Origin of the sequence: Thermodesulfomicrobium sp. WS, assembly GCF_027925145.1 — a bacterium.
GTDB lineage: Bacteria > Desulfobacterota > Desulfovibrionia > Desulfovibrionales > Desulfomicrobiaceae > Thermodesulfomicrobium.
In genome coordinates, this window is record NZ_AP027130.1 from 255,809 (window position 1) to 269,337 (window position 13,529).

A 13,529-nucleotide genomic window follows, 5' to 3' on the forward strand; every position below is an offset into this window, starting at 1 on the left:
GGCTTACTCGTTGGCCGGTTGGGGCTGGAGTTCGAAAGGAAGGCCAAAGGACGGAGTCACCACCACCGGCTGACCGGAGCGCAGACGAAACACGCCACTCGACACCACGACGTCTCCTGCTTCAAGCCCCGAATGCACCGCCACAAAATCGCCCCGCCGCTCTCCCAAGCGCACGAACACCTGCCGGGCCACCGCTTTTTGGGTGGCGTTGTCCACCACGAACACCGAATCGCCGTAGGGGGCGGTGAGCACCGCCGTGGCTGGGATGGCGAGGACCGTGCGGCTTTCCTCTTGGCGCACCGCCACGCGCACAAACATGCCTGGACGCAAAGCCCCGGCCACGCCATCCAGCCGGCCCAGAGCGCGCACCATGCGGGTGGCAGGATCGGCCTGGGGCTCAATGCTCTGCACCCGCCCCGTGCGGCGCTCGCCGCTGGCCTCCACCTCCACCGGCAGGCCCACGGAGAGCCTTGCTGCCTGCTCCTGCGGCACGGAAAACTCCACCTGCACCGGCTCCAGCTGCTGGATGTCCACGATGGCATCCCCCGCAGCCAAGCTCTGGCCAAGGCTCACCCGCCGGATTCCAAGCACCCCGTCAAAGGGTGCCCGGATGGTCTTTTTGGCCACCAAGGCCGCCAAAGCCTCAGCCTGGGCCCGAGTTTGACGGGCCACCGCCTCCAAGCGGTCGAGCTCCGCCTGGGCGAGCACCGCTTCCGCCACCAGGCGACGGCCGCGGGCAAGCTCCAAGGCCGCCAAATCCGCCGCTGCCTGGGCTGCCTGGAGCTGCGCCCGTTCTTCGCGGGCGTCCTGCACCACGAGCACTTGACCAGCGCGCACCCGGTCGCCGGAATCAAACGCCAGGCGCTCCACCCGGCCAGGCACCTCGGCCCGCACCGTCGTGCCCTGGAGGGCCGTCACCGTGCCCACGGCCTGCACCTCCTCAGGCCACGGCACCTCCTGGGCCAAGGCCACCGAAACCGAAGCCGGCGGCATCTGCGCCTGCGCGCCTTGCTGCACCATGGCCTGAATTTGTGTCCATTTGACCCACGCCAAGGCGCCGAGCACCACAACGATGGCCGCCACAGCCCCGACAATCGCTCTCCAATGCTGCATATTCTCTCCCGAAAACGCGACCTGTCCGCGCGATGCGTCTCTCGTGCACTCCAGAAGCACTGCCTCCGCAGCCCCACTTCTTTGAAGGAGCATCGCCTTTCTGGCAAGTGCTCCAAGCAACCATCACCGGACAATGAAGCGCCAGTAGTTGGATTTCCCGTGCCCCGTGGGCACACGAAAAGCCCTTCCCCGTGGGGCTCCCGTGGAGTGCAAAAACTGCCCGCCGGCATCCAGTCCTTCGCCAAAGTCCACCGGGGTTGGCACGGCGCTGTCCTTGTGCTTCGGACAACGACTTTCGCCTTGCCTCCCGAACCGTGAACCCTCCGGCCACTGCCTGCAGGGTCACAACAGTTCGCCGCGCTTCCTCTGCCTTCATGAATACGTCACCCCGTGTCTGCATGGGATGCCCTTTCTCTTGTCCCAGCCAGGGTGACAATATCATTGTCCGGCAACACAATTCACGCAAAGTCCTTGGCAAAGACCGTCCCTTGAGCTAGGGGGCGATCGTATGTTCCCGATCGTTACGCCGGTATCTTCGACGTCTCGGGTCGCCACGCTCCTGGTAGCCGACGACGAACCCGTCAACCTGCTCTTCATGCAGCAGATCTTTCAACGCGACTACCAGGTCCTCACCGCCACCACCGGCGAAGAGGCCCTGCGTCTCGCCGAGGAACACCTGCCGGAGCTCATCATCCTCGACGTACTCATGCCGGGGCTTTCCGGATATTGAAGTGTGCAAGCGTCTCAAGGCCAATCCCGCCACCCAGCATATTCCCATCATCTTCGTCACGGCATTAGAAAGCGCGGAGGACGAAGAAACGGGTTTGGAACTCGGGGCCGTAGACTACCTCACCAAGCCGCTGCGGGCCGGAATCCTGCGGGCCCGGGTGCGCAACTTCCTCACTATGCTCCGGCAGCAGGAACTCTTGCAGGAGCTGGCCTTGCTCGATCCGCTCACGGAAATCCCCAACCGCCGCGCCCTGGACCGCACCCTGGAGCAGGAATGGGGGCGTTGCCAGCGCATCCACGAGCCCCTGTCGCTGGCCATGGTGGATATCGACCACTTCAAGTCCTTCAACGACACCTACGGCCACGGCGCCGGCGACCGGGCCCTGCGTCAGGTGGCTCAAGCCTTGACCTCCGCCGCCAAGCGGCCGGGCGACCTCGTCGCCCGCTACGGCGGCGAGGAGTTCGTCATCCTGCTGCCGCACGCCTCCCGCAACGGGGCGCGCAAGCTCTGCCGCATGGTACGGCACCACATCGAAACCTTGGCCATCCCCCACCAAGGCTCCGACTTCGGCGTACTGACGGTCAGCATCGGCGGGGTGACCCTCTGGCCCCACCGCAACGGATCTCCTGCCGAAATCTTGCAGCGGGCCGACGCCCAGCTCTACCGGGCCAAAAACGCCGGCCGCAACCGTGTGTTTTGGGAAGAGGATACCGGCGAGCTCTAAACCCGAGCGCCGCCTGGCCCAGAAACACGAAAACCGCCTTGCGGCGGTTTGCGTGCGGCATTCAAGGGAGTTTTGAAAACGTCGCTGGTTTGGGTGGTGGAGCTGATCAGGATCGAACTGACGACCTCTTGAATGCCATTCAAGCGCTCTCCCAGCTGAGCTACAGCCCCACGCGACGTGCGAAGGCGCTTTTGGAGAAAAGCACGCCCGTTGTCAACACCTAATTTTCGCTTTTTCCCTGCTGGCGAGAACCCGGCGCCCCTGCTACACCGCCCGCCATGCAACGACCACCGCTTTCCGTCCACCTCCGCCAGGCCCAGGTGCGCCTCGCTGGACGCACCGTCCTGCGATCCATCGACTTCGATCTCACTTCCCACGCCTTCATCCACGGGGAAAACGGGGCCGGCAAGACCACGCTCCTGCGTCTGCTTGCCGCAGAGATCTGGCCCCAGGACCTCCCCGGCAGGCCGCCTGCACGCCTCTATTCCATCCACGGCCAGCGCTCGACATCTCCCCTGGCCGCCCGGCCCTGGATCCGTCTCATCACGCCACATCAGGCCGCCTGGTTCCAGGAACACCACCCACGCCTTCCCGTCCACGACCTTCTCGCCGCCGGGGCCATGGGAACACCGCTCCTCTACGGCCCTGTGCCGGAGGGCGTCCATGCAGACGTCGGTGTGGTGGCGGAAAAGCTTGCCCTCGCCCCGCTGCTCTCCCGGCCCATCCACACCCTCTCCAGCGGTGAGATGCAGCGCGCCCTCCTGGCCCGGGCCATCCTGGGCCGGCCGTCCCTCCTGTTGGTGGACGAATGGCAACTGGCCTTGGACCCTCCAGGGATGCGCCTGGTTCGCCGCATCCTGGAAGCAGAAGCCGCCCAGGGCGCCTGTGTGGTCCTCACCTCCCACGCCGAGGACACACTCCCGGACATCCCCATGCAGCATTGCACCATATGCCGCGGCGAGCTGCGGCCAACTCCGGCGGCCCCATTCCGTCCCCAACGGGGCCATCTGCCTGCACGGCCAACACCTCCCCCAGGGCCGGTGCGCATCGCCATGCGCCAGGCTGCCGTCACGGCCGGGGGAAGCACCCTGCTTGAGCCCCTCTCCTGGCAGGGCAACGCCGGAGAGACCTGGGTGGTGGCGGGGAAAAACGGCGCCGGCAAGTCCACCTTTTTGCAGCTCGTCTCCGGTTGGCGGCATCCGGCGCCGGGCGGCGAAGTCCTGCGTCTGGAGCCGGCCCTGAGCGTGCTTCTGGCCAAAGAACGCATGGGCGTCCTGGCCCCCTGGCTCACCGGTGCCATGGAGCCCACGACCACCGTGCTTGAAGCCATCCTCTCCGGCTTTTCCGGATCCCTGGGCCGCCCGCGGCCCCTGCCCCCGGGGGCCCCTGCCGCGGCCCACACCCTGGCGCAGGCCTTCGGCATCGAGGCGTGGCTGCCGCTGCCGGTGGGGAGTCTCTCCCTGGGGCAGATGCGCCTGGTGCACCTGGCGCGCGCCGTAGTGCATCAGCCCTTGGTGCTGGTGCTCGACGAGCCCTTCGCGGGCCTGGACGCCCCCTGGCAGCACCGCCTGGCAGCGCTCCTTGCCACCCTGGCCACGGACGAGCGCCTCGTGGTGGTGGCCACCCACCACCCCCGCCACGTGGCGGCCATCGCCACCCATGCCATGGTGCTCGATGGCGGCCGCGTCTCGGCCATGGGCCCTTGGGTCGAAGTGACCAAGGGCCCCTCGTGGCGCCACCTCATGGGAGACGACCGCACATGAAAATCGCCGCCATCGACCTTGGTCTGAGCGAGGCCCTCTCCCATCTCGGCCATGAAGTGCTCCCCCTGCACCCTCCCGACGGGGTCAGCTGCCTTGCCCCGCTTTTGGGCGGCTTTGCGCCGGACCTCATCATCCAGCAGGAGCGCCTGGGCCCCCGCGCCTTTTTGGCGGATCTCTCCCGTTTTTCCTGCCCCAAGGTCTTCTGGTCCATCGATACCCACTTGAACGCCTTTTGGCACACCACCTACGGCCGCCTCTTCGATGCCATCCTGACGACGCAAAAGGGCTGGGTCGAGCACCTCCAGCGCGCACACCCCCACGTGCGCTGGCTCCCCTGGCCCGGCACCCCGCGGCCCTACGTGGCATGGGAAAAACGCACGACTCCCGCCCTGTTCGTGGGCCGCGTGGGCCCCAGCCGGCCGGTGCGCGGATGGTTTGTGGAGCTTTGTACGCGCATTCCCGGCTTTCGCCTGGAAACCGACCTCCCCTTCGAGGCCATGCTCGACGCCTATGCCCACGCCTGCATCGCCCCCAACGAGGCCATCCTCGGCGAGATCAACTTCCGCCTGCTGGAGGCCGCCTCCTGCGGCTGCGCCGTGCTCACCCCCCGCGTGCCCGGGGTGGAAGAGCTCTTCGTCCCAGGCGAAGAAGTCCTGCTCTACGAACATGGCGGCGATTTTCTAGAAATGCTGCGCGACCTTGCCGCCTCGCCCGCCAAGGCCCGCCTTTTCGGCATCCGGGCCTATGCCCGAGTACAGGCCGAGCACCTGCCCGAACACCGGGCGCGCCAGCTCCTGGACTGCCTGCCAGGCCAGTCCCACGCCGCCCAAGGCGCCGAGGCCGACGCCGCCTTCTGGTGCACCATCGCCGTGCTCCGGGAGGCCGAACGCCTGGAGATCCCTCCGGAGCGCCTGCGCCGCCAGCTCTTGCCTTATGCTAAGCAGCCGGAGGCCGCCGCGGCCCTCCTTCGCCTAGAAGTGGAGACCGCCCCAGACGCCGCCCGGGCCACAGTGGAGCGCCTGGCCCTCACCCCACCCCAAGACCCCGTCCTCTGCGGTCTCGCCGCCCTGGCAGCCCTGCGCCTTAAGCAATGGGAGGCCGCCGCCAAGCTGCACGCCGCAGCGCACGTGCCGGCGCCGTCCCAGCCCATCGACGCCGCGGCCCTGCTCACCTGGGCGACGTACTGGGAGGCGCACGGAATCCCCTGCCGGCCGGGGTTCGTCTTTTCCCCCACGCGCCACCTGCCGGCCTCGGCCCTGGAGGCCATCATCCTCGCCCACGAACTCTTTCCCGAAGACCCCGAGCCTCCCCGGCGCTTGGCCGAGCTTCTCGCCCCATGGCGCGGCTACGAGGCCCTGCGTCTGGGCGCCCTTTCCTTCCTGAGCCTGCGCGCCCCCGACGACTGGCGCCTGGCCCTCGACATCGCCGGTACCAATGCCCGCGCCTTCCGCCTGCAGGAGGCCGCGGAAGAGCTCGCCCTGGCCGCGGACGCCGCCCGCCGGCACGGTGCGCTGGGGGACTTCACGCACGCGCTCAACGCCGCCGACCCATCCGGCGCCCTGGCCCGCCTCCTTCCCTGTACAAAAGAGGCGGCTATGGCTACAGAGCCGGCCTAGGAAATACCCATGCTCGAGCTGCTGACCATCCGCAATCTTGCCCTCATCGAACACGCCACCCTGGAGTTCGCTCCGGGTATCAATGTCTTCACCGGCGAATCCGGGGCGGGAAAGTCGCTGGTCTTGCGCGCCCTCGGCCTCATCCTCGGCGGCCGCGGCGGGGCGGAGCTCGTGCGCCCCGGAGCGGACCGCGCCGTGGTGGAGGCCCTGTTCGTGGCCGAGGACGGCAGCGAGACCATCCTGCGCCGGGAGATCACCGCCGCCGGCCGCAGCCGCTTTCAGGTCAACGGCCAGCTCACCCCGCAGGCGGAAGTGACGGCCCTGGCCCAAGACCTGATGCTCATCACCGGCCAGCACGGCCAACAGCGCCTGCTCGCCCCCCAGGAGCACGTGCGTCTCGTGGACGCCTTTCTGGACGACCCGGCAGTCCTCAACCAGCAGCACGCCGCCCTGGAGGCCCTGCGTCAGGCGGAGGCCGCCCTGGCCGAGGTGGACGCCCGCGTGGCCGACCTCCAAGGGCGGCGGGACTTTTTGGAATACCAGCTGGGGGAGATCCGCAAGGTGGCCCCCCGGGCAGGCGAAGAGGAAGAACTTTTGGCACTGCGGGAAAGCGCCCGCTCCACGGCCAAGCTGCGGGACCTCTCCGGCGAGGCGCACGAGCTCCTGCGCAGCGAAAGCGGCCTCTTGGCGCAAATGGGGGCCCTGGAACGGGTGCTCCATGGTATCGAGGCCATACGCCCCCAGCTGCCCGCCATCGAAGAGAGCTTGAGCGGCCTTGCCGCGATGCGCGAGCACCTGACGCAGCTCGAGCGCGCCCTTGGGCAGATGCTGCGCGACGCGGACAGCGTGGATTTGGATCAGGTGGAGCGCCGCCTCTTCGAACTCCAATCCCTCTCCCGCCGTCTGCGCCGCCCCATCGAGGAACTGGTGCGCCTGGAAGAAGAGATCAGCGCCAACCTCTCGTACCTGGATGCCGCAGACCTCGAACGCCGGCGCCTGGTCCGGGAAAAAGCGGCCGCCCAAGAAGCCGCCCGCCGCGCAACCCAGGCCCTCGACGAGGCGCGCGCCCATGCGGCAGACCGCCTCACCCGCGCCCTGGTGGAAGAGCTCACCTCCCTGGGCTTCCCGGAGCAGGTGGCCGTGTTCGCGGAGTTTTCGCCGGTGCGCGTCGCCGACGGGGTGCAGGAGCTGCGGCCGCGCTTTCTGTGGGCCCCCAACCCGGGACTGCCGCCCCAGCCACTCGACCGCATCGCCTCCGGCGGCGAGCTTTCCCGCTTTCTCTTGGCCGTCACCGGGCTTTTGGCCGCCCACAAGCTCCCCACCCTCGTGTTCGACGAGATCGATGCCGGCATCGGCGGCACCACCCTCCTGCAGGTGGCTGCACGCATCCGCCGCCTGGCCGAGCGCCAGCAGATCCTCCTGGTCACCCATTGGCCGCAGCTGGCCCAGCACGCCACCCGCCATTTTTCCATCCAGAAGATCGTGGAAAACGGCGTCACCCAAAGCATCTGCCGCCTTCTGGACGACGCCCAGCGCCGTGCGGAGCTCGCCCGCATGGCCGGAGAGGAGCCGCTATGAATACCACCCAGCTCACGGTCCAGGCCGTCACCCCTGGGCCCGACCCCAGTATCGTGGACCTCACCCTCGCGCCGGTGCCCTGGAAACCCAAACCCGGCCAGTTCGTCATGCTCCGGCCCGCGAATTTCGGCCAGGAACTCACCTGGGGCCGGCCCTTTTCCATCTACCGCTGCGATGAGGCCGGTCTGCGGGTGGTGTTCCAGGTCATCGGTCGCGGGACCGAGCGCCTGGCAGCCCTGCGGCCCGGCGACGCAGTCACCGTCTGGGGACCGCTAGGACGGGGGTTTTCGACCAAACCCGAGACCCCGACCCTGTTTCTGGCCGGAGGCATCGGACTCGCCGCCTTTGGACTGTTTGCCGAAGACCCGTTTCGTCTCCCCCAGGCCCAGCTCCTCTTCGGCCACCGCCTGCCGCTGACTGCCTACCCCATCTACCACGAGATGGCCCAGCGCATCCCCAGCGAGGCCATGCGCCAGACCTCCGGCGCGGACATCGAGGCCTTTTCGGAAGAGCTCTCCCGCCGCATCAAGGCCCTGGGCCCCCAAGGTCTGGTGCTGTGCTGCGGTCCCACCCCCATGCTGCGGGCCGTGGCCCGGCTGTGCCTGGAGCATGGGGTGCCCGGCCAGGTGTCCCTGGAAAACCGCATGGGCTGCGGGGTCGGGGCGTGCCTGGGCTGTGTGGCGACCACGGCCTCGGGCGAGCGCGTCCAAACCTGCGTGCACGGACCGGTGTTCGACGTGCGCGCCCTCACCTGGGACTAACGGGAGGCCCCTATGGATACCACCGTCCATCTGCCAGGACTCACCCTCAAAAACCCCATCATCCCGGCATCGGGCACCTTCGGCTACGGCCTGGAGTTCGCCCGCTACGGCGATTTGCGCCGCCTGGGGGCCATCTGCGTCAAGGGGCTCTCCCTGAAGCCCCGGGAAGGCAACCCTATGCCGCGCATCGCCGAGACCCCCTGCGGCATGCTCAACAGCATCGGCCTGCAAAACGTGGGGGTGGAAGTCTTTTTGCAGCAAAAACTCCCCTTCCTGCCGCCGGAAGTGCCCATCATCGCCAACCTCTACGCCCAAAGCCCGGAGGAATTCGCCGAACTCGCCGGCGTCCTGGGGGCGGAGGAACGCATCGCCGCCCTGGAAGTCAACGTCTCCTGCCCCAACGTACGCCGGGGCGGCGTGCAGTTCGGCCAAGACCCCGAGGCCCTGCAAACCGTGACCCGCGCCGTGGTGGCCGCGGCCCAGGGCAAGCCCGTCATCGTCAAGCTGAGCCCCAATGTGACGGACATCACGGCCATGGCCCGGGCCGCCGAGGCCGCAGGCGCCACCATGCTCTCGCTCATCAACACCCTCACCGGCATGGCCGTGGACATCCGCACCCGCGCCCCGCGCCTGGCCACCGGTACCGGCGGCCTGTCCGGCCCGGCCATCAAGCCCGTGGCCCTGCGCATGGTCCACGCCGTCTGCCGGGCGGTCGATATCCCGGTCATCGGCATGGGCGGCATCGTGAGCGCCGAGGACGTGCTCGAGTTCATCCTGGTGGGCGCCAGCGCCGTGCAGGTGGGCACGGCATCGTTCATGCGCCCGGACCGGGTGTTCACCTTGGTGGACGAGGTCCAGGCCCTGGCGGAGACCCTGGGCATCGGCGCGTGGGAAGAATTCCGCGGCTGCCTCAAGGAGGTATCCCGATGATCCGTCGCTTTTGCGATATCTGCGGAGTGGAGATCCAGGGGCTCACGGACGGCATCTTCGAGGAGCGCTACACCCTCACCATCGCCGACCCCACCAACCTCGCCCGCCTCGGCGGCCAGAAGGGGGAACTGGCCCCAGCCTTGGAGATGCGCCTCACCGGGGTCCACAACACCGATATCTGCCGCCGCTGCCTGAAAGACATCCTGATGCGCGAGTTCGAAACACGCGCCAAGGAGAAGACCTAAACAGAGGCAACGTCGCAGCACGCAAGGTTCTCAACGACGAAGGGTTCGGCGTACCGAGGGGCATGCTGTTCTAGAGCTGGAGATGCAATTGGAATATTTTGGAGTATGGGACGTGCAAAGAGGAACTATGCAGACGGATTATCTGGATGCACACGAGCGGCACAGGGAAGATGCCGAACTACTTTTTCAGACCCAACACTGGGCCAATGCCGACCATCTATACGGCATTGCGGCCGAATGCGGACTGAAGCGGTTAATGCTCGCCTTCGGTATGCCTTACGACACGTCGAATGACCGCCCCGCCATTGGATCAGATCGCAAACACGCTGATATCCTCTGGGCGCGCTACGAAAGCTATCGCTGTGGCCATCACCTGGGGGCCGGTTATGCGCTGACCACACCCAATCCCTTTGACGATTGGGATGTGGGTCAACGTTACGCCCATCGATCCAATTTCAATCGGGACCGTGTCGAAGCGCACCGATCGGGGGCAGAAGCAGTCGGTCAGTTGATCCAGAAAGCGCGCTGGGAGGGACTGATATAAATGACGACCTTTGACCAAATTCTACCTGGTGCAGTAGAGGTCCTCAAAGCGCACCGCCAATCCATAGCGCACTTGGGATGGCTGGCCATCAACCGTGACCTCAACGGGCGGGTGCGGTTGATCGCGCCGGAAGAGGCCGAACGCAACGAAGCAACGCGTCAAACGCTCGAAACGCTCTATCGCGCCCTTGCCGAGCGCATCGCCCCGCATGCCTATCCCGTTGCCTCGGGCATCTTGTTCGAGGCGAACCGCGAAGCGGTGTGCATGGGGACAAGCCATTTTGAGATGGAAGGCCTTAATCATATTTGGGTGATCGATCGTCTGGCCACAGAAGGCAATTGGGCAAAGATCGCCCCTGAATCCCCAGGTGCGCCGCGCGTCGTCTTCTTCTCCATCAAGGGTGGGGTGGGTCGCTCGACGGCGCTCGCGGCGATTGCCTGGAGCCTGGCACAACAAGACCGCACGGTACTCGTGATCGATATAGATCTCGAATCACCCGGGCTGTCGAATGCGGTGTTGACCCCTGATCGGCTGCCGCCCTTTGGCGTCACCGACTGGCTGGTAGAGGATCTTGTCGACAACGGTGAAACGGTTCTCCCTGATCTCTATGCAGAGGCGGGTTTCAATACCCCTGCGCCGCTTTTCGTCGTCCCTGCACACGGCGCGAACCCCGGCGAATACATCGCCAAACTCGGCCGGGTCTGGATGCCGAAGATCGGCAAGGCAGGCGCGCACGAACCTTGGTCAGCACGGCTATGCCGCCTTTTGGACGCGCTTGAAAACACGTTACGACCCGATGTGATCCTGATCGACTCGCGTGCTGGGATTGACGAGGTAGCCTCGGCGTGCGTCACCGATCTGGGCGCGGCGGCGGTTTTGCTGTTTGCGATTGCTGGGCGACAAACGTGGTCCGGATACCGCGTCCTGTTCGACCATTGGCAACGTTGGGGGAGCGTTCACGACATTCGCCAACGGCTGCAATTGGTCGCGGGGCTCGTGCCCGACGATGCGGGGCGGGCCGCCTATCTGGAGCAACTCAGGGAGGATGCCTGGGAGCTCTTTTCCGCCATCTACGACGAAGTCGGCCCGGATGATTCCGAGGGCTGGAACTTCGCACCGGAAAACGAGACGGCGCCGCACTATCCGCTCGCCATTCGGTGGAATCGCGGCTGGTTTGGATTACCGAGCCTCCACCAGCGTCGTGGCGATGCCGATGATGTTCGTGCCGTGTTTGGTCCGCTGTTGGACCATATCGAACGCCTCCTCGTTCGGGAGACTATGGCATGACGATATCCGTTCACGAGATCAGAGCAGCGATCAGCGCTGTGCCGTTCGAAAACGATCAGCGTGAGGCCCCGCGCGCCGAGATCCTGTACCTCCCTCGGGCACATCGCAAGGCACTCGGCAGAGAATCAGTCCTGGTCGTCGGCGCGCGGGGGGTTGGCAAGTCCTTTTGGACCGCCGCACTGCGAGATGAACAACTCCGGTCATTGATCGGAAGACAGGAGCCTGCTCTGGCGCAAACCAGAATCGCTGTCGGCTATGCAGCGACCCCAAACAACAAGGATTTCCCAGACAAAGACATACTCGCCAGCCTTCTCGACAAAGGTTTCAAGCCGTATGCGATCTGGCGTGCCGTCATCTTTTGTCATCTGGCGCGCTGGCTTGGCGAAAATGCGATTCCTGAAACCTGGGTTGAGCGGGTGCGGTACGTCGTCGATGACCCTGAAGGGGTTGCCTGCGTTGCGGAAGCGGCAGACCGTCAATTTCTGGAAAACGGGCAGTATGGACTGATCCTCTTCGATGCGCTTGACCGTGTTTCGGACGACTGGCAAAGCATGGATCAGATCGTTTCGGCGCTCCTGCGTGCCTCCTTGTGGGTGCGTGGATTCAAGCGTCTGCGCACCAAGGTTTTTGTCCGTCCCGACCAAATCGAGCGTGAGGTAACGGCTTTTCCTGACGCGTCGAAGCTGCTCGCCACCCGGGTCGAGCTTACCTGGGAGCGGCACGATCTGCATGCGATGCTCTGGCAAAGATTGATCAATGTACCGGGGGAGGATGGGGAGGCATTGCGTGCCATCGTGCGGACCTTGCTCCCTAATGGCTTAAATTTCCATGCAGAAAATGGCGTCTGGCGATTGCCCGTCGAGTTGCAGAGCGAAACCGCTTTGCGCCGGCTTTTCGAAAAGCTGGCGGGTGACAAGATGGGCAAAGACGCCCGTCGCGGCGTTCCTTATGTCTGGAGTGTGAGCCACCTGGCCGACGGGCATGGCCAAACCTCCCCCCGCTCGTTCCTCGCCGCCATCAAAAGTGCGGCGGACGATAGTCTTGCCCGTTATCCCGACCACCCTCTCGCGCTTCATTACGAAAGCATCAAACGTGGCATCCAATCGGCCTCCCGCATCCGGGTCGATGAGATTGCCGAGGATTACCCGTGGATCCGGGATGTGCTCGCCCCGCTGAGAGGGCAGAGTGTGCCTTGTGAATTCGCAAACATACTCAATCTTTGGTCCGAGCGTTATCCTGATGGGCCCGGAATGCTGAGCGGCCAGGGTATGTTGCCTGCGCATGCCGAACAAGGTTGGGAGGGCGTGCGGGAAGACTTGCAGCGGATCGGCGTCTTCACCATGCGTCAAGATGGGCGGATTGATATGCCGGACCTGTATCGGGTCGGATTTGGGCTTGGACGCCGTGGAGGTGTCAAACCGAATCGTTGAGCCACAACGAGAAGCATGCACCGGCTCTCACCGAAAAGTTGATAGCAGCTTTTTGTTGATCCCTCGATGATCCGCCGCTTTTGCGATATCTGCGGAGTGGAGATCCAGGGGCTCACGGACGGCATCTTCGAGGAGCGCTACACCCTCACCATCGCCGACCCCACCAACCTCGCCCGCCTCGGCGGCCAGAAGGGTGAACTGGCCCCAGCCTTGGAGATGCGCCTCACCGGGGTCCACAACACCGATATCTGCCGCCGCTGCCTGAAAGACATCCTGATGCGCGAGTTCGAAACGCAGAGCCCGAAGACCAGTTCAGACTAAATAAAGCGCCACGCGTCCTATCGGCCACGGCTCGATGCTGGGCCATTGGGACCTACGCCAGAAGACCAGTTCAGACTCAAACGCCACGCGTCTCCCAGACCATGGGAGCGCGCATTTTTGAATTTTACCTTGAAAAAACTGCTATTTTTCAAAAATGTACTCTCAATCCCAGTCTTCTGGCAAAAAATGCGAAATCCTCCCCTTCATTATGGGGTAGTTTTTTTCAAAAAAGTAATATCGAGCTGTTGAGAGACTTTTCAACGACCGGGCAAACCAGCCTATGGGGGGGGTGCACAAAAACCAATCATTCCGGGTGATTGACGCGACCGCCGCGAACAGGTGCCGCGACGAGGTGCCTTGCCACGAGGCAAAACGCCTTGGCACCACATCCGGATCAATGAGGATCTGCCGGGCGCCCGCGGCATGGTGCGGACGTCTGGCCTGCTTTTTGCCAAGGCCCATGGGAACATCTCGAATCTTCAAAGGA

The 13,529-nt window shown here is 65.2% G+C and carries 14 protein-coding genes and 1 tRNA gene; 12 read left to right on the top strand and 3 right to left on the bottom strand.

All coding sequences use genetic code 11. The features are described from left to right. Positions 1 to 3: 3 nt before the first annotated feature. A complete protein-coding gene (locus QMF81_RS01365; RefSeq protein ID WP_281751287.1) occupies positions 4 to 1,113 on the bottom strand; it encodes an efflux RND transporter periplasmic adaptor subunit in 1,110 nt (369 codons plus the stop codon). Positions 1,114 to 1,621: 508 nt separating this feature from the next. On the opposite strand from QMF81_RS01365, the gene QMF81_RS01370 reads away from it, so the two are divergent. After that, on the top strand, positions 1,622 to 1,843 hold the full coding sequence (locus tag QMF81_RS01370; protein ID WP_281751289.1) for a response regulator: 222 nt from the start codon (positions 1,622 to 1,624) through the stop codon (positions 1,841 to 1,843). 1 nt (position 1,844) lies between these two features. Further along, positions 1,845 to 2,567: a diguanylate cyclase gene (locus QMF81_RS01375; RefSeq protein ID WP_281751291.1), complete on the top strand. Its 723-nt coding sequence runs from the start codon at positions 1,845 to 1,847 to the stop codon at positions 2,565 to 2,567. A 94-nt stretch (positions 2,568 to 2,661) separates the two neighbouring features. Here the strand turns inward: QMF81_RS01375 and QMF81_RS01380 are convergent. Further along, positions 2,662 to 2,737, bottom strand: a tRNA-Ala gene (locus QMF81_RS01380). 108 nt (positions 2,738 to 2,845) lie between these two features. On the opposite strand from QMF81_RS01380, the gene QMF81_RS01385 reads away from it, so the two are divergent. The 10 genes from QMF81_RS01385 to QMF81_RS01430 all read left to right on the top strand — a co-directional run bounded on the left by QMF81_RS01385 (position 2,846) and on the right by QMF81_RS01430 (position 13,042). Further along, positions 2,846 to 4,330, top strand: coding sequence for an ATP-binding cassette domain-containing protein (locus tag QMF81_RS01385; protein ID WP_281751293.1), 1,485 nt, complete (start codon positions 2,846 to 2,848; stop codon positions 4,328 to 4,330). Next, positions 4,327 to 5,946, top strand: coding sequence for a glycosyltransferase (locus QMF81_RS01390; RefSeq protein WP_281751295.1), 1,620 nt, complete (start codon positions 4,327 to 4,329; stop codon positions 5,944 to 5,946). Before QMF81_RS01385 ends, QMF81_RS01390 begins: the two co-directional genes overlap by 4 nt. Positions 5,947 to 5,955: 9 nt before the next feature. After that, on the top strand, positions 5,956 to 7,524 hold the full coding sequence (locus QMF81_RS01395; RefSeq protein WP_281751297.1) for an AAA family ATPase: 1,569 nt from the start codon (positions 5,956 to 5,958) through the stop codon (positions 7,522 to 7,524). Next, the gene (locus tag QMF81_RS01400) at positions 7,521 to 8,285 is read left to right on the top strand and encodes a dihydroorotate dehydrogenase electron transfer subunit (protein WP_281751300.1); all 765 of its coding nucleotides are present in this window, start codon (positions 7,521 to 7,523) and stop codon (positions 8,283 to 8,285) included. Before QMF81_RS01395 ends, QMF81_RS01400 begins: the two co-directional genes overlap by 4 nt. Positions 8,286 to 8,297: 12 nt before the next feature. Continuing rightward, on the top strand, positions 8,298 to 9,215 hold the full coding sequence (locus tag QMF81_RS01405) for a dihydroorotate dehydrogenase (protein WP_281751301.1): 918 nt from the start codon (positions 8,298 to 8,300) through the stop codon (positions 9,213 to 9,215). Then, entirely contained in the window at positions 9,212 to 9,460 is a 249-nt protein-coding gene (locus QMF81_RS01410) for a hypothetical protein (protein WP_281751303.1), read from the top strand. The genes QMF81_RS01405 and QMF81_RS01410 overlap by 4 nt, the downstream gene beginning before the upstream one ends. 127 nt (positions 9,461 to 9,587) lie before the next feature. Beyond that, positions 9,588 to 10,004, top strand: coding sequence for a hypothetical protein (locus QMF81_RS01415; RefSeq protein ID WP_281751305.1), 417 nt, complete (start codon positions 9,588 to 9,590; stop codon positions 10,002 to 10,004). After that, positions 10,005 to 11,291: an ArsA-related P-loop ATPase gene (locus QMF81_RS01420; RefSeq protein ID WP_281751307.1), complete on the top strand. Its 1,287-nt coding sequence runs from the start codon at positions 10,005 to 10,007 to the stop codon at positions 11,289 to 11,291. Further along, a complete protein-coding gene (locus QMF81_RS01425) occupies positions 11,288 to 12,721 on the top strand; it encodes a hypothetical protein (RefSeq protein WP_281751309.1) in 1,434 nt (477 codons plus the stop codon). The genes QMF81_RS01420 and QMF81_RS01425 overlap by 4 nt, the downstream gene beginning before the upstream one ends. A gap of 66 nt (positions 12,722 to 12,787) precedes the next feature. Continuing rightward, positions 12,788 to 13,042: a hypothetical protein gene (locus tag QMF81_RS01430; RefSeq protein ID WP_281751310.1), complete on the top strand. Its 255-nt coding sequence runs from the start codon at positions 12,788 to 12,790 to the stop codon at positions 13,040 to 13,042. 162 nt (positions 13,043 to 13,204) lie between these two features. Here the strand turns inward: QMF81_RS01430 and QMF81_RS01435 are convergent, their stop codons facing one another. Further along, positions 13,205 to 13,504: a hypothetical protein gene (locus QMF81_RS01435; RefSeq protein WP_281751312.1), complete on the bottom strand. Its 300-nt coding sequence runs from the start codon at positions 13,502 to 13,504 to the stop codon at positions 13,205 to 13,207. Positions 13,505 to 13,529: the final 25 nt, after the last annotated feature.